Origin of the sequence: Lysinibacillus fusiformis (genome assembly GCF_002845985.1) — a bacterium.
Lineage (GTDB): Bacteria > Bacillota > Bacilli > Bacillales_A > Planococcaceae > Lysinibacillus > Lysinibacillus fusiformis_D.
Genome location: NZ_PDFK01000004.1, coordinates 64,527 through 79,741, shown reverse-complemented (window position 1 = coordinate 79,741; position 15,215 = coordinate 64,527). Strand labels below are relative to the sequence as shown.

Genomic DNA, 15,215 nt, shown 5'->3' with positions numbered 1-15,215 from the left:
CATCTAGCATGGAACGATCGAAATGAAAAGGTGATAGAACATGAATACCTATTTTCAACAAGTCAATCGATATTTAACAATGGTGGCACAGCAGGAAAGTGAACAAATTAGACATGTTGCCCAGCAAAGTGTTGAACGTCTCACAAAGGGAGGCATTATCCAACTGTTCGGCTCTGGTCATTCCATGTTATTAGCACAGGAATGTTATTACAGAGCGGGTGGCTTAGTGCCTGTTAAACCGATACACATTGAATCGTTAATGCTGCATCAGGGTGCACGGCAATCCTCGCAAAATGAAAAAAAACAGGCATTTTTAGCCTCATATAAGGATCAGCTACAGTTTGATGACCACGATGTTTGTATCATCATTTCGACATCTGCCAATAATCCAGCACCAATTGATATGGCTATCTACGCTAAGGAAGCGGGTGCTTTCACCATATCCCTGCAATCACTGGAGTATCAGCAACAGCCATCACGACATCCATCAGGCAAGCGTTTAGAGCATGTGGTCGATGAAGTATTGAATACGCATGTTCCATTAGGGGATGGTGTGTTAACTGTTAATAAGTTGCAATATGCACCTGTGTCCACCGTCTTAGGTGCGACATTATTAAATGCTTTATTCGCACAAATTATTGAGCTAATGCATGAACAGGGTGCAAATATACCAGTGTTTGGTAGCAATAATCTAGGTAAAAATAATAACGATGCGCTCATTGATCAATATGGTCAGCGTATTCATTTTTAAGGCACGAATGAAGGAGGATGAACGGTGAGATTAAAAAGATTTTCCTCAATTGATGATTTATATGCACAAGCCGTGGCAACAATCGTTGAAGCTAAAAATAATGGGGCGACAACTTTCGGATTGGCTACTGGTGGAACAATGGAACCGTTATATGCTAAAATCTGCAAAACAGATCTCGATTTTTCACATTGCATTAGCTTTAATTTAGATGAATATGTGGGGCTTGAGGCAACTCACGAGCAAAGCTATGCCTATTATATGAACAAACATTTATTTCAGCAAAAACCATTTCGAGCATCCTATTTGCCAAATGGTCTAGCAGCAGATCCTTTAGTGGAGGTAGCTCGCTATGAAGCCTTACTGCAACAGTATCCCTTAGACTTCCAATTGCTTGGGATTGGTCAAAATGGTCATATCGGCTTTAATGAACCAGGCACGTCATTTGCTTCCTTGACGCATCTTGTCACATTGGAAGAATCTACTCGTCAAGCCAATGCTCGTTTCTTTTCATCCATTGATGAGGTGCCGACACAGGCCTACACGATGGGGATTCAATCAATTATGCGTGCAAAGTGCATTTTGTTAATCGCAGTGGGAGAAACTAAGCGTGAGGTTTTAGAGCGCATGCTGGCATCTGATTATACAGAAGATGTTCCAGCAAGTGTGTTGTCCAAACACCCAAACGTTATCATTTTGACAGACTTACAAGAAGAGGAGAATATATAATGAAAACACAACAATTTACAGTAGTCGATCCTTTAGGAATTCATGCACGTCCAGCAAGCCAACTTGTGGCAAAAGCAACACCATTTACTTCATCAATTGAAGTGCGTACAGAAGAAAAAGCAGCTAATTTAAAATCCATTTTAGGTGTGATGGGATTAGCCTTGAAGCAAGGCTCACAATTTACACTTGTTGTAGATGGGGAAGATGAAGAGCAAGCATTAACAGCTTTAACGACACTCATAACAGAAATGGGGCTTGCACAATGACACAACTCACTGGTATTGCCGCTTCAGACGGCATTGCCATTGCCAAAGCATATCGTTTTGTCCAACCAGATTTAACATTCACGAAAACAACGGTTCAAGATATCGAGGCTGAGCAACAACGTTTAGCAGCCGCTCTTGCCAAAGCAGAGCAAGAGCTGGTGGTCATTCAACAGCAAACATTGAAAAAATTTAGTGCTGAAGAGGCTGCGATTTTTGAGGCGCATTTATTAGTGGTGAATGATCCAGAATTAATTGGGCCGATCAATCAAAAAATTGCAGATGAGGCGGTTAACGCAGAGTATGCCTTACATGAAGTATCGTCTATGTTTGTGGCATTATTTGAAGGTATGGACAACGAATACATGAGTGAGCGTGCATCCGATATTAAAGATGTGACAAACCGCATATTAGCACATTTGCTCGATGTACATATTCCAAATCCAAGCAGTATTAACGAACAGGTGATTATTGTTGCGAATGATTTGACCCCTTCAGAGACAGCCCAATTAGACCGTAATTATGTCCTTGGTTTTATTACGGATATCGGTGGTCGTACATCCCATTCAGCCATCATGGCACGCTCGTTAGAAATTCCAGCAGTCGTAGGGGCAGGGACGGCAACGACAACGATTCAAGATGGCGATTGGTTAATCGTCGATGGTTTATCTGGTAAAGTGCTTGTAAATCCAACAGCAGATGTCATTGCTAATTATCAAGAAAAGGCACAACATTATCGTACACAGCAGGCGGAGTGGTCTACATTAGTAAACGAACAAACTGTGTCCAAGGATGGCGTACATGTTGAACTAGCTGCGAATATTGGATCACCAAGTGATTTGGACGGTGTGCTGCGTCATGGTGCTGAAGGAATTGGCCTGTATCGTACAGAGTTTTTATATATGGGTCGAGAAAACTTGCCATCAGAGGAAGAACAATTCACCGCATACAAAACAGTCATTGAAGGAATGAAGGGTAAGCCAGTAGTTATTCGAACACTGGATATCGGTGGTGACAAACACTTACCATATTTGCCATTGCAAGAAGAAATGAACCCATTTCTTGGTCATCGTGCTATTCGTCTATGCTTAGAGCAACAAGAGCTATTCCGTACACAATTACGCGCTTTATTACGGGCTTCTGTATATGGTAACTTAAAAATTATGTTCCCAATGATTGCGACCATCCAAGAATTTCGGGAAGCAAAAGCCATTTTGCTGGAAGAAAAAGAGAAGCTTGTAGCGGCAGGTATTGCTGTAAGCTCAGACATGGAAATCGGAATGATGGTTGAAATTCCAGCCACAGCAGTAATGGCAGACATCTTTGCGAAAGAAGTGGATTTCTTCTCCATTGGTACCAATGATTTAATTCAATATACAATGGCTGCGGATCGTATGAATGAAAAGGTTTCTTATTTATATCAACCGTATAACCCAGCCATTTTACGCTTAATTCAAATGGTTATCGAAGCTGCCCATAAAGAACAAAAATGGGTAGGGATGTGTGGTGAAATGGCAGGCGATGAGTTTGCTGTTCCACTATTGCTAGGATTAGGCTTAGATGAATTCTCCATGAGTGCTACATCTATTTTAAAAACACGCTCCTTGCTGAAGCAATTATCTGCCACAGAAATGCAAGTTTTAGCAGCACAAGCCCTCCAATTAGCAACAGCCGAGGAAGTGCTGGAAAAAGTAAAGCAGGCTGTGAAATAAGATAGACCAAAACCCATCTACCTATACACAATTATGGTAGATGGGTTTATGTTGTTAAAAAATAACATTAAAAAACATTATAGCAAGGCTAGGGGTCGATTTCCGTTCCACCAGGGTCCTTTCCAGTGAGCACGTAGAAGTTATATTGCACTCTAATCAACCATGCTACCAAAATAATCGAGAAAGGATTAGACATAACATCAATAAAATAAGTAGATTTTTACCTTTCATAATAGTTCTATTCTAAATAGAATTTAAATAAAAAGTAGCTGAAGATAAGCTTCAACTACTTTTTTAGTGAATTATGCATGTTTTGAAATGATTTGCTGAAGCTTAGCTTGCAGTGTCGGTAGGTCATGCATCGTAATCGTTGTTCTGACATAGCGTTCATCCATATCTAATGCCTCTGCAAAAAAGCTACCAATGCCTCTTACCTTGCGATCAATTTGCATTAAAATTTCCGCTGAATGATTAGACTGGGAGAGGAAAACGATTTCCAGCTCATCTAAATGCCCTCTATATTGTCCAGTTGGTACAAATTCAAATTCCTGTACAAATGGATAGTAGCCACGGAAGCGGGAAGGGGCTTGTTCGCATTCAGCTTCCCGTAAACGGAAACCTAGGCCTTGAATTGTATCCAATATATGCCCTGCAAGCGTTGTTGGCTCCACACGAATATAATCCTTATCACTTGGATCGACAGCATTTTTAATATCAAGGCCCGTTTGAATCCAAACCTGTGTTTTACCAGCACTAATCGGTGTTTCAAATGGCAGTGTTATCGAAATAGGAAAGGCCTTTTCTTCACCAGCCGCCAGTGTGAAAGGCTCTGTTACTTTGACTTTTTGTAGAGCAGCAACCTCTGTATGTTTATGATCATTGGACTCGCGAATATAGGTCGTATTAACTGACAGATAAATAGCATCAACTTGTTGGTCAATTTGACCGCCACGCACGATGATTTCCCCCTGCATAACCTCTCCAGCGCGATAAGTATCCTTTGCCAATCTTGTATCCACTGTTGCTGCACCTATTCCAAAACTTGCTAATGCTTTATGAAAAAAAGACATCTTTCATTCCTCCTACTGACATGGTTAGCTATACATACGCTCGTGTTGAAAAAAGGTTTCAAGACTGGCAAATTTTTCGCTATACTAGTTGGAAAATGAAATTTTTAAATGGTTGTTTTTGTAAGAATACTAAGGTAAGTAATGGTTTCTGCACCGATTATTCATATTTAGCTTTTATACTAAATGAATGTAGGTCTTCCTAATGATGAAAGATAGAGGGTGTTGAAATGTATAGTGTGATGTCCACCATTAGTCAGTTTATTAGTGAGCCAATTACGCAATTATTACATGGCTATGAGCATTCTGCATGGATGATGGCCGTTCTGCTTGGCTTGATAGGTGCACTTGCTCCATGTCAAATAACAGGGAATATGAGTGCCATTACGTTTTATGGCAGTCGAACGCTTCATAGGAGCAGTATTTGGCAGGAGATTATGTTTTTTATGATGGGCAAAGTGGTTGTTTTTAGTGGGCTTGGACTGCTAGCTTGGCTGTTGGGTCAATCGTTTGAAACGAAGATGACGCTATATTTTCCAATCTTTCGTCAGGCGATCGGACCAATGCTGCTATTAACAGGATTCGTGCTAATCGGTTTAGTGAAATTCACCTTTCTGCAACGCTTGTCCTCGAAATTACCACCTATAGTAAAAGAAGGGAATTTGGGTGCTTTTTTGATGGGGGCTAGTTTTTCGATTGCCTTTTGTCCGACCATGTTTGTCTTGTTCTTTGTGTGGCTCATGCCCATTGTAGCAAGCACTTCCTATGGCTTCATCCTACCAAGTATTTTTGGCGTGGCAACGGCTGTACCGCTTATAATCATGCTCCTCTTGCTATATGTTTTTAATGCCAAACGTCTTATTGTACGGACAAGCATGAAGATGGGGAGAAGTATGCAAATGATTGCTGGTTTATTATTACTATTAGTCGGCATGATAGACACGATTACATATTGGGGATTATAAGGATAAAGAGAACATAGTCGAGTGTTTTTGCTTGGAAACAATAAGGTAAATCGTCTGTGCCAAAGTGACATCTTAAATATACTCGATTTTTGCAGAGCTAGATTTTCGATTAAACATATACCCAATTTGGCAACGAAATTTAGTTTTTCACCATATCACGTCATCATCTTAGCGTATGCAGATGCTGGCAATATACCGATTAGTCTCTTCATGGTAATTACTAATAAGATGGTTGAGTGAAAGGGAGATGAATGGTTATGGTATATCCTGCAAAAGTAAACAAGGTTCCGGTTATATTGAGCTTCTTAATGGTCTGGCTCATGGCGGCTATGGCACTGTGGCTCTTCGCAACATCTTTAATGGTCATGATTATGTCTGTGTGTTTTATTCTTTCAGCAAGCGTCGTCTGGTGGTACGCCACATCTATTCAGTTTGTTTTTGATGAAGAATATCTATTAGTGAAAAGTGGACCATTTAAAAGTAAAATCCCGTACCAAGGCATCACAAAGATTGCTCCTACAACTGCCGAATTTACGGGTTATCAGATTTCTACAGCTGATAAGGGATTAGAACTTTTCTATCAAACGCCAGCTCAAGGGAGTGTAAAGATGTTGCCACAGGATAAATGGGCATTTCTTAGTGAGCTAACAAAGCGATGTCCCCATGTACAGATTCCACAAGCCCAACATTTCAAGTAATGCTAGATAAGTTAAAAAAGGTAGCTGATGTGTTGATCAGCTACCTTTTGTTATTGATCAAGCTTTGTTAACGTTTTGCCGCTCCAACCAAAAATAATCGTTAGAATGGGACCTAGTAAGCACAAGAAGGTGAAGGGTAGATAATCCAGTGTGGAGATACCGAGGACACTTGTGATGAAAATACCACAAACACTCCAAGGGACTAGCGGATTGACGACCGTACCAGCATCCTCCATGACACGAGAAAGGTTTTTCGGCGCAAGACCTACCTTGGCAAATTGCGCTTTAAAGGCTTCACCAGTTAACAGAATGGATAAATACTGCTCACCGATTAATGTATTGACACCAATGCCCGTAATCGCAGCACCTGTTATAACGGAGCCAGCACTTTTAAATAAGCTTTCAACTTTCCCTAAAATACTTTGAATAATCCCGAGTGTAAATAATAATCCACCCATTGTTAAAGCAAGTAAGACAAGCGCGATTGTAAAGAGCATACTATTCATGCCTCCACGTGTTAGCAAGGCATCTACTTCCTCATTACCAGTTTGAGAGACATAGCCATCAAAGAGAATTATGAAAACATCTGCAGCTGGTAACGGGTCAAGCATATAGGAAAGACCTACACCGATAATGGATACGACTGCCAAAGTAATGACAGCAGGTGCTTTATAAAAGGTCATGATTACAAGGACAACAATTGGCAATAATGTATACCAATGAATCAATCCTGTCGACAGTAGTCCTTCTTTAAATAGCTCCACGGTCTCAAACGATGTTGAAGCACCAGATGGCGATAAAATAGCGTACAGCACAAAGGAAATGATGAAAGCAGGAATAGTGGTCCAGCCCATATTTTTAATATGCTCAAAAAGATCTACCCCAACCGTACCTGAAGCAAGATTGGTTGTATCCGATAAAGGAGACATTTTATCACCAAAGAAGGCACCAGAAACAATCGCTCCAGCCGTGATCGTTAATGAAATGTCCATCGCACCAGCAATGCCCATAAATGCCACACCAACTGTTGCCACCGTTGTTAACGAGCTCCCAACAGAGATGCCGACGATGCTACATATAAGGAAAACAATCGCAAAGAAAAAGTTCGGTGAAACGGTTAAAAAACCATAGTAGATGAGCGTTGGGATCGTTCCACCCATAATCCAGCTCGAAATTAAAATACCAATGAAGAAGAAAATAAAAACGGCACCAAGTCCAGCACTAGCACCAGCAATCATACCGCCTTCCAGGTCACGAAAAGATACTTTCTTCCATAACCCATAAGCCAGCAAAATGGCAATCACTAAAAAAATCGGGATGTGGGGTGCTGCTTTTAAATAGCCAATACTATAAGCCATTGTGATAATAATTAACAGTATAATAAAGAATGCCTCTATAAATCGAGGGTTACTCTTTGCTTCTATTCGAAACATGTGAATCCTCCTAATACGAATAAATACTTCTGCGCTTCAATGCGGTGAAGCCCAAAAGTATTATAGCACGCTAATATTTTTTGTCAATTGACTGAAAACAGAAGGCCCACATGTTTTCATGCATTTATTGTATAAGCAACTCTAAGGACGAGCATAACAAGAAGGAATACGTTTGCGCGTACGATAAAATACAAAAAATAACAATGAAATTCCAGCATTTTCATGTAAATTTCGTTTACAATTCCTTAACATTTCACATCATAAACAAATAAGCGAAAAAAAGTTTATTTCAAGTATTTTTATAAAAATAACAGAAAAAACGGTTATATTTAAAGAAAAAACGGTGATTTTTAATATTTGATTTCCAACGTTTGCAACTTGAAAAACAGCTTAAAAATAAATGTGGCAAAATTTATATTACATTTTTGTAAAATCAACATCTGCATGTTTAAAATTTTGTTGAATTGTGTAAATGTTTTGTTATGATGATTCAGAAATCGACAATATTTATTTCACAGGAGGAACAGGATGTTCAACTCAAATAAGCAAGATCCATTTTTTCAGTCATTATTAAAAATCGCAAAAAACGTGAATGAAGGTATTTATTATGCACATAATGCTCGCATTCAAGATATAGATGCGTTAAAAGAAATTGCCGATACAATGAAGCAATATGAAACAAGTGGCGATAAACTAATTCATGAACTTATTGTGATGCTAAATAAATCTTTTATGACGCCTATCGAGCGTGAGGATATTTTAGCATTAGCGAATAAGCTAGATGATGTGATTGACGGAATGGAGGGCTGTATTGCTCACTTCAATATGTACAACTTAACGGAAGTGACTGAGCCAATGCGCCAATTCCTCACATATATTGCAAAAAGCACAGATGAAATGGTACAAGCCATGGAACTGTTAAATAGTAAAAAGCTTGTAGAAATGCGTAAACATGCTATTCAAATTAAAGATAATGAACGTGAATGTGATGAAATTTTCCGTTCTTCCATGAAACAGTTATTTATCCAAGAAAAAGATCCAATGCGTCTGATTGTTTTCAAGGATATTTATGAGCAATTTGAAGATATTGCCGATAGCTGTCAAACAGTAGCTAATACAATTGAAACAATAATTATGCGTAATGCGTAAGATGGAGTGTACGAAATGGATACGATATTATTAATCACCATACTAGTCGTTATTTTCGCACTTGTGTTCGATTTTATTAACGGCTTCCATGATACAGCAAATGCCATTGCCACTTCTGTATCAACCCGTGCCTTAAAGCCACGTACTGCGGTTTACATGGCAGCGGTAATGAACTTCGTCGGAGCCATTACCTTCGTTGGGGTAGCGAAAGCATTAACAAAGGATATTGTGGACCCGTTTACTTTAAATGCCTATGACGGCGATATTACAGGTTCTGTAGTGATTTTAGCAGCTTTATTATCTGCCATCACATGGAACTTGTTAACATGGTACTTTGGGATTCCATCCAGTTCTTCTCATACATTAATTGGTTCTGTTGCAGGTGCAGCCATTGCCGCTGCAGGATTTGATATTTTGAACTATGCTGGGTTTATTAAAATTCTTCAAGCACTTATTTTTTCACCATTGCTAGCATTCGCAGCTGGTTTCCTAATGATGACAATATTGAAGATTATCTTCAAAGATATGAATTTATATCGCACAAATAAAGGCTTCCGTACCATGCAAATTGGGACAGCTGCCTTACAATCTTTTACACACGGAACAAATGATGCTCAAAAAGCGATGGGGATTATTACACTAGCTCTAATCGCGGGCGGCCTACACCATGGGGACGATATCCCATTCTGGGTACGTTTTGTAGCAGCAACAGCGATGGGTCTTGGTACATCTGTAGGTGGCTATAAAATCATCAAAACAGTTGGTGGTAAGATTATGAAAATCCGCCCAGTAAATGGAGTAGCGGCAGATTTAGCTTCTGCTTCTATCATCTTTGGTGCGACGTTGATCCACTTACCAGTATCTACAACACATGTTATTTCTTCATCCATCATGGGTGTAGGAACAGCGCACCGCGTCAAAGGCGTTAAATGGGGCATGGCACGCAAAATCGTCACAACTTGGGTCATCACAATGCCAATCTCAGCCGTTATGGCAGCCTTGATTTACTATTTTTTAAGTTTATTTTTCTAGTACGATAAGAGGAATGCACAGCAATTGTGCATTCTTTTTTTATTTGCGTAGATAAGTGAAGGATAGCGAGAGCAAGAAACAGGATAAAGGAGAGGAAGAGGATAGGAAGAGCAAAGTGGAGGATAGAACGCTTAAAGTGAAGGATAGCGAGAGCAAAAAGCAGGATAGAGAAGAGGAAGTGGATAGGAAGAGCAAAGTGGAGGATAGAACGCTTAAAGTGGTGGATAGAACGAGAAAAGCGGTGGATACAACGCTTAAAGTGGAGGATAGTGAGAGAAGAAAGCAGGATAGAGAAGAGGAAGTGGATAGGAAGAGCAAAGTGGAGGATAGAACGAGAAAAGCGGTGGATACAACGCTTAAAGTGGAGGATAGCGAGAGAAGAAAGCAGGATAGAGAAGAGGAGGTGGATAGGAAGAGCAAAGTGGAGGATAGAACGAGAAAAGTAGTGGATACAACGCTTAAAGTGGAGGATAGAGCGAGGAAAGTAGTGGATACAACGCTTAAAGTGGAGGATAGCGGAGAGGAAGTGGATAGGAAGAGCAAAGTGGAGGATAGAATGCTCAAAGTAGAGGATAGCCTGAACATAGCGGTGGAGACAACGCGCAAAGTAAAGGTTACACCTAGTAGAATGTTGGGAACACTCCTACTTGTGCGAGGAGCGGATTCCCTCTAAGGTTAATTATAAAGAAAGTATAAACTTCGGAGAAAATCACTTTTTCCATAGTAAGGTGGAAACAGGAGGAGAACGAATGAAGGAAAAGTTACTACTGATTGAGGATGATGTCGCTATTGGTCGGATTGTCAAAGAGACGCTAGAGCAGGAGGGGTACGGTGTGGCGTGGGCGACTACGGGCCTTGAAGGACTGGCAGATTTTCAGGCAGATTCCTTCGATTTAGTGTTGGTTGATTGGATGCTGCCAGAGATGGATGGGCTTGCGGTTTGTCAGAATATACGCTGGGAAAGTGATGTGCCGATCATCATGATGAGTGCTCGTAAGGAAGAAGCGGATAAGGTGGAGGGCTTGCAGGGGGCAGATGATTATATTGCAAAACCGTTTAGTTTAGAGGAGTTGAAGGCACGTGTGGCTTCCCATCTTAGGCGCTGGAAACGTTATAACAAGCTAGAGGAAGTAGAAGATCGGACTGCCTATGCCTTTGGATTAATGATTGATTGGCAACGAGCGATAGTGAGTGTTAATCAGCAAGAGCTAGCGTTAACCCAAAAAGAATTTGCTCTTTTCAGGCTACTTGCTAAAAATCCGAATCAAACCTTCACAAAGGAGGAACTGTATCAGCATATTTGGCAGCAGGCGAGTATAGAGGACACACATACGGTCACAGTACATATCAAGGCATTGCGTGAAAAGCTCAATGATTCTGTGAAAAGCCCCCATTTTATTCAAACTGTATGGGGCAAGGGATACCGTTTTATAGGTGAACCATTATGAAAATTAAAACATGGTTACTCCTTACTTTTTTTCTTATCATGGTGTTACCGATTGCAGGGGCATACAGCCTTTATGTATGGATAAATGCTTATTATCAAGATAAAAATGTTGCGGAATACTTTGATAAGTGGACTGAGCTGAATCAAATAAAAGCAACCATTGACAATCCAGCGCTCTATCAAAAAAACGCGGATTTACAAGAGTTAGAAGAGCTGACAAATGAGCAGCTAGGAATTACCCTTTATACAAAATCTGGCTTTATTTTATATTCCTCCAATCCTTTGTTATCAGGCTATGTTGGAAAAGAGCGCATGTTTAAAGGATTATTTGATTTACAACAAACATACAACGCCTTTACCTATAAGGAGCCTGTCTATCAACAGGGCGATTTATTGGGTGTCTATGAAATTCAATTAGTTAGGGCAGATTGGGTAAAGGGTGTTGAAAATCGTTCATGGCTTGTTATAACAGGTTCCATTCTACTATTCCTTGTCATCTATTTAGCTGTCCTATTCGTGCTTAACCGTAGACTAAATCGACCATTAAAAGAGCTGATGCAGCAAATGCGCATTTTTGCAAAAGGTGGCCATGTAGAAACAAATCTTAGCGCAAGGAAAGATGAAATTGGAGAATTAGCTCAATCATTTGTGGCCATGCAGAATGAAATTGAGAAGACAAGAGCTTCCTTAAAAGAGGAGCAGCTACAAAAAGAGTTGATGATTGCAAGTATTTCCCATGATTTAAAAACGCCCCTGACTGCCATTCAAGCCTATGCAGAATCTTTACAAAGCAGGGGGCTTACAGAACAGCAACAAGAGGAATATCAGCAGGTCATCGTAACGAAGGCTGATCGGATGAAGCATATGCTAGAGGATTTACTCATGTATACATTGCTCCAATCAACGAATTATGAATTAGAGCTGGTTGCTGTTGATGCTGCAGAATTTTTTGAGATGGCATTGTCTGACTATGAACCATTATGTGAGGAACAAGGATTTACTTTAAACGTTTTCTGCGATGTAGATGGGCTATATGCAGTTCACCCGAAACAATTACAGCGTGTGATTGATAATTTAATGAGCAATGCTTGGCGCTATGGTGAAATCGGTACATCTATTGGCTTAGCGGCCGTCAATGCTGGGAGTTATCCAGTATGGAGTTTTGATTTCCTGAAGTCAACTTTGAACAAGCAAGAAGGTGTATATATCATTGTACAAAATAGTGGTCAAGGCATTTTGCAGGAGGACATCACAAAATTATTCGAGCCCATGTATCAAGCAGATCGTGCAAGAACGAAGGCTGGAGAACGAGGGGCAGGTCTAGGTTTAAATATTACAAAACAAATTATCGAAAAACATGGTGGTACAGTAGAGCTGTTTTCGCAGGAGAATATCGGAACAGCTGTAGTATGCTGGCTACCACCATTTAAAGGAGCAATTAAAAATGAAATGGAAAAAAACATGCCGAGCAGCGGGCTTAATCGCTGTGATGACATTTAGCTTAGTGGGCTGTAATACGGAGGCATCGTATTCACCACAGGAAATTATTGAGCAAGCACTACAAGAATCCAAAGAACCACTAACTTATTATGGCGAATACACGTTAGATATGGGAGAGCTTGGTGGCAAAGCCCAAGTGAAAGAGTGGGTCAAGGATGGCAATAGACGTATGGAGATGACAGGTGACAATGATGAACACGTCATCTCAGTCATGACTGATTCACAAGTGATAAGCTATGATGTTGCTGAAAATACAGCCTATAAAATGGCCTTTCCACAAGGTGGACTAGATGGACTTCAATCACCTAGAGATCAAGTACAGCTTATTTTTAAGTTAATCAAGGATACACATGAGATTAAGATCGCAGGTGAGGAAAAGGTAGCTGGTAGAGACACGTATAAAATTGTAGCCAAAACGAAAAAAAGCGAATCGTTATTTGGGGATATCGAAGTATGGATTGACAAGAAAACATGGCTGACATTAAAAACGAAGACAGATAATGCAGGAAATCAAATGATCACGGAATTTACAAAGATGGAGGAGGGTAAAAAAATAGATGACCAACAATTTACACTAGATCTACCAAAGGATGTAACGATTGAAGAAATTAGTGGAGAGGATACTTCAGAATCTGTTTCGTTAGCAGTTGCAAAAGAAAAACTAGGAGCTTTTTTAGTAGTCCCACAAGAAAATGATCTTACGCTAGACAAGATTTCCATGGCTAAAGGATTAGAAGATCGACCTGAATATTCATTTGACTATGGATTAGATGGGCAGCCAGCATTTTTTGTTACTATTTTCAAGGCAGATCCGAGTTTGGCAGAAATTGAGCCAATATTAAATGAAAAAGAGATGGTTATTCGAGGGCAAAAAGGAACTGTTATGGATGATGAAAATTTCCGTTCCATTTCTTGGCAGGAAAATGGCTATCAATACAATATCGTTGGGGAAAATCCAGCGTTAACGCTTGAGGATCTTTTAAGCTATGTGCAACAAATGACATTTGTTCAATGAGGTGATGCTATGAAAAGAGCAGAAGGGCTGAAATGTCTTGCATTGTTTTTATTTACCACTATTTTCTTATATGGAGTAGGGGAAACCTATGGAGTATCTTGGCTACAATTTCACTTTTTAGGTCAGTATGATGATGCAGGTTTTTATTTTAGTTTTACATCCCTGATTCCCATCGTGATTGGCCTATTTATGGTAGGGCTTTATGAATCCATCTTAAAACGTTTCATCTAAATAGAACAGTGGTAGGATCACAGATGGATGATCCTGCCTTTTTATGGTTTAATTTAAAAAAAGGAGGTTTTTGACGATGTCTACATTTATAGTTGGCGTACTCCAACAATTGACCTCACCCCTGTTGATGGTTGTATGCTTTTATTTTACATTAACTTATTTTCATCATCTAAAGATAGGTGATGATAGGGGCATCAAGAACACAAAATGGGCAGCGGTGCTGTGCTTAGCGCTTGCTTTGATATTACCGTTTATTTACAACTTTCTTATCTTCATCATGAGGGGATAAAGTGATCCGTACATAGTAAATGTAGCAGGTTTATGATTTATAAATAGATGATCTATTAGTTTAAAAACAACCACTCTATACGGTCACCGAACCATGTAGAGTGGTTGTTTTTTTGTAATACTTACGTAATTTGCTGTAAATGTGTTTTCTGAAAGGCTTCCTCATATTTTAAACCGTAGCCAAGTGCGCGATCTAAGAAAATATGTGCGAGCCAAATTAAAGCAACCATCAGAAATATAGAGCTAGACATCATAAAGTCTATTACTAGAAGGAGGGCAGGCAATACAAAGCTATGCCCAATATTATAGAAAACAGCGCCTATTTTCGGATTGAGGAGATAGCCGATCATAGTGATGTCAGGGAGTAATAAAAACACCATAAAATACAGCCATGAAAAATCCAAGTGCCCATAGAAAAAGACGGTGATAATCAAGGCAATCACATATTCTAAAGAGATGATTTTACGTAATTTCATCATAAGCCACGACCTTCCAATAAATTTTGATACATCCCCTCAATGAGAGAGGCAATTTTTTCTTGATTTTTTTCATATTGTCCGTCAGCCATTAATGTTTTAGTCAATTGTAATGATTGCAGTGCGTGCTGATAGAAACGTAGTTGTTGCTCGATTTGTGCTATTTTGACTGAAAATAGCTGTACGGTTTCTTCATTACAAGCTGTGGAGATAGGCTTTTGTTCCAAGGTCAGTAAATGTTTAATTTCTTGTAAGGTAAAGCCGAGTTGACGTAAGACGATGATGAATTTCATTGTCTGCTCACATGCGGCATCATACACACGATAGCCATTGTCCTGTTTTCGGGGATGTAAAAGACCCTCTTTTTCGTAGTAACGGACTGTATCAGTTGTGAAGTGAAATTTTTCGGCGAATTGTTTAATTTTCATACGAGCACCTCCTAAATTAATCCTAACATTGGAG

Annotated in this window: 17 protein-coding genes; 13 read left to right on the top strand and 4 right to left on the bottom strand. The window is 39.7% G+C overall.

Translation table 11 applies throughout. The features are described 5' to 3' along the window. Positions 1–40: 40 nt before the first annotated feature. Genes CRI88_RS15030 through ptsP form a run of 4 tightly spaced genes read left to right on the top strand, consistent with a single transcriptional unit; the run spans position 41 to position 3,452 of the window. The gene (locus tag CRI88_RS15030; RefSeq protein WP_101966797.1) at positions 41–751 is read left to right on the top strand and encodes a sugar isomerase domain-containing protein; all 711 of its coding nucleotides are present in this window, start codon (positions 41–43) and stop codon (positions 749–751) included. Between the two features lie 24 nt (positions 752–775). After that, positions 776–1,477, top strand: a complete 702-nt coding sequence (locus CRI88_RS15025; protein WP_058843732.1) for a glucosamine-6-phosphate deaminase — start codon at positions 776–778, stop codon at positions 1,475–1,477. Next, positions 1,477–1,743: an HPr family phosphocarrier protein gene (locus CRI88_RS15020; protein ID WP_036117208.1), complete on the top strand. Its 267-nt coding sequence runs from the start codon at positions 1,477–1,479 to the stop codon at positions 1,741–1,743. Before CRI88_RS15025 ends, CRI88_RS15020 begins: the two co-directional genes overlap by 1 nt. Continuing rightward, positions 1,740–3,452: a phosphoenolpyruvate--protein phosphotransferase gene (gene ptsP / locus CRI88_RS15015; RefSeq protein WP_089932436.1), complete on the top strand. Its 1,713-nt coding sequence runs from the start codon at positions 1,740–1,742 to the stop codon at positions 3,450–3,452. Before CRI88_RS15020 ends, ptsP begins: the two co-directional genes overlap by 4 nt. A gap of 302 nt (positions 3,453–3,754) precedes the next feature. Here the strand turns inward: ptsP and CRI88_RS15010 are convergent, their stop codons facing one another. After that, positions 3,755–4,522, bottom strand: a complete 768-nt coding sequence (locus CRI88_RS15010; RefSeq protein ID WP_036117212.1) for a sporulation protein — start codon at positions 4,520–4,522, stop codon at positions 3,755–3,757. Between the two features lie 227 nt (positions 4,523–4,749). On the opposite strand from CRI88_RS15010, the gene CRI88_RS15005 reads away from it, so the two are divergent. Both CRI88_RS15005 and CRI88_RS15000 read left to right on the top strand, forming a co-directional pair. Next, positions 4,750–5,484 (top strand): urease accessory protein UreH domain-containing protein, encoded by a 735-nt coding sequence (locus tag CRI88_RS15005; RefSeq protein WP_101966796.1) that lies wholly within the window; start codon positions 4,750–4,752, stop codon positions 5,482–5,484. A gap of 257 nt (positions 5,485–5,741) precedes the next feature. After that, the gene (locus tag CRI88_RS15000) at positions 5,742–6,182 is read left to right on the top strand and encodes a PH domain-containing protein (protein WP_089932432.1); all 441 of its coding nucleotides are present in this window, start codon (positions 5,742–5,744) and stop codon (positions 6,180–6,182) included. Positions 6,183–6,232: 50 nt separating this feature from the next. Here CRI88_RS15000 and nhaC read toward each other — a convergent pair whose 3' ends face one another. Further along, positions 6,233–7,615, bottom strand: coding sequence for a Na+/H+ antiporter NhaC (gene nhaC / locus CRI88_RS14995; RefSeq protein WP_101966795.1), 1,383 nt, complete (start codon positions 7,613–7,615; stop codon positions 6,233–6,235). A 528-nt stretch (positions 7,616–8,143) separates the two neighbouring features. Here nhaC and CRI88_RS14990 point away from each other — a divergent pair. From CRI88_RS14990 to CRI88_RS14955, 7 genes are all read left to right on the top strand, one after another. After that, positions 8,144–8,764 (top strand): DUF47 domain-containing protein, encoded by a 621-nt coding sequence (locus tag CRI88_RS14990; RefSeq protein WP_004229078.1) that lies wholly within the window; start codon positions 8,144–8,146, stop codon positions 8,762–8,764. Positions 8,765–8,779: 15 nt separating this feature from the next. Further along, entirely contained in the window at positions 8,780–9,796 is a 1,017-nt protein-coding gene (locus CRI88_RS14985; protein ID WP_101966794.1) for an inorganic phosphate transporter, read from the top strand. Positions 9,797–9,851: 55 nt separating this feature from the next. After that, complete coding sequence (locus tag CRI88_RS22525) at positions 9,852–10,469, top strand: hypothetical protein (RefSeq protein ID WP_180957813.1); 618 nt, start codon at positions 9,852–9,854, stop codon at positions 10,467–10,469. 76 nt (positions 10,470–10,545) lie between these two features. Beyond that, entirely contained in the window at positions 10,546–11,244 is a 699-nt protein-coding gene (locus CRI88_RS14970) for a response regulator transcription factor (protein WP_036117256.1), read from the top strand. Next, the gene (locus CRI88_RS14965; RefSeq protein WP_101966793.1) at positions 11,241–12,743 is read left to right on the top strand and encodes a HAMP domain-containing sensor histidine kinase; all 1,503 of its coding nucleotides are present in this window, start codon (positions 11,241–11,243) and stop codon (positions 12,741–12,743) included. Before CRI88_RS14970 ends, CRI88_RS14965 begins: the two co-directional genes overlap by 4 nt. Next, on the top strand, positions 12,688–13,758 hold the full coding sequence (locus CRI88_RS14960; protein WP_101966792.1) for a LolA family protein: 1,071 nt from the start codon (positions 12,688–12,690) through the stop codon (positions 13,756–13,758). Before CRI88_RS14965 ends, CRI88_RS14960 begins: the two co-directional genes overlap by 56 nt. Positions 13,759–13,767: 9 nt before the next feature. Continuing rightward, the gene (locus tag CRI88_RS14955; RefSeq protein WP_036117260.1) at positions 13,768–13,989 is read left to right on the top strand and encodes a hypothetical protein; all 222 of its coding nucleotides are present in this window, start codon (positions 13,768–13,770) and stop codon (positions 13,987–13,989) included. A 410-nt stretch (positions 13,990–14,399) separates the two neighbouring features. Here the strand turns inward: CRI88_RS14955 and CRI88_RS14945 are convergent, their stop codons facing one another. After that, positions 14,400–14,756, bottom strand: coding sequence for a DUF4260 domain-containing protein (locus CRI88_RS14945; RefSeq protein ID WP_231745004.1), 357 nt, complete (start codon positions 14,754–14,756; stop codon positions 14,400–14,402). Then, on the bottom strand, positions 14,753–15,181 hold the full coding sequence (locus CRI88_RS14940; protein ID WP_089932420.1) for a MerR family transcriptional regulator: 429 nt from the start codon (positions 15,179–15,181) through the stop codon (positions 14,753–14,755). Before CRI88_RS14940 ends, CRI88_RS14945 begins: the two co-directional genes overlap by 4 nt. Positions 15,182–15,215: the final 34 nt, after the last annotated feature.

Excerpts from the sequence above, each read along its gene's own strand:
- CRI88_RS15030 (WP_101966797.1), top strand. The coding sequence starts at position 41 with ATGAATACCTATTTTCAACAAGTCAATCGATATTTAACAATGGTGGCA.
- ptsP (WP_089932436.1), top strand. The coding sequence starts at position 1,740 with ATGACACAACTCACTGGTATTGCCGCTTCAGACGGCATTGCCATTGCC.
- CRI88_RS14985 (WP_101966794.1), top strand. The coding sequence starts at position 8,780 with ATGGATACGATATTATTAATCACCATACTAGTCGTTATTTTCGCACTT.
- CRI88_RS14940 (WP_089932420.1), bottom strand. The coding sequence starts at position 15,181 with ATGAAAATTAAACAATTCGCCGAAAAATTTCACTTCACAACTGATACA.
- CRI88_RS15005 (WP_101966796.1), top strand. The coding sequence starts at position 4,750 with ATGTATAGTGTGATGTCCACCATTAGTCAGTTTATTAGTGAGCCAATT.
- CRI88_RS15020 (WP_036117208.1), top strand. The coding sequence starts at position 1,477 with ATGAAAACACAACAATTTACAGTAGTCGATCCTTTAGGAATTCATGCA.
- CRI88_RS14955 (WP_036117260.1), top strand. The coding sequence starts at position 13,768 with ATGAAAAGAGCAGAAGGGCTGAAATGTCTTGCATTGTTTTTATTTACC.
- CRI88_RS14965 (WP_101966793.1), top strand. The coding sequence starts at position 11,241 with ATGAAAATTAAAACATGGTTACTCCTTACTTTTTTTCTTATCATGGTG.
- CRI88_RS14990 (WP_004229078.1), top strand. The coding sequence starts at position 8,144 with ATGTTCAACTCAAATAAGCAAGATCCATTTTTTCAGTCATTATTAAAA.
- CRI88_RS14945 (WP_231745004.1), bottom strand. The coding sequence starts at position 14,756 with ATGATGAAATTACGTAAAATCATCTCTTTAGAATATGTGATTGCCTTG.
- nhaC (WP_101966795.1), bottom strand. The coding sequence starts at position 7,615 with ATGTTTCGAATAGAAGCAAAGAGTAACCCTCGATTTATAGAGGCATTC.
- CRI88_RS15000 (WP_089932432.1), top strand. The coding sequence starts at position 5,742 with ATGGTATATCCTGCAAAAGTAAACAAGGTTCCGGTTATATTGAGCTTC.
- CRI88_RS14960 (WP_101966792.1), top strand. The coding sequence starts at position 12,688 with ATGAAATGGAAAAAAACATGCCGAGCAGCGGGCTTAATCGCTGTGATG.
- CRI88_RS15010 (WP_036117212.1), bottom strand. The coding sequence starts at position 4,522 with ATGTCTTTTTTTCATAAAGCATTAGCAAGTTTTGGAATAGGTGCAGCA.
- CRI88_RS14970 (WP_036117256.1), top strand. The coding sequence starts at position 10,546 with ATGAAGGAAAAGTTACTACTGATTGAGGATGATGTCGCTATTGGTCGG.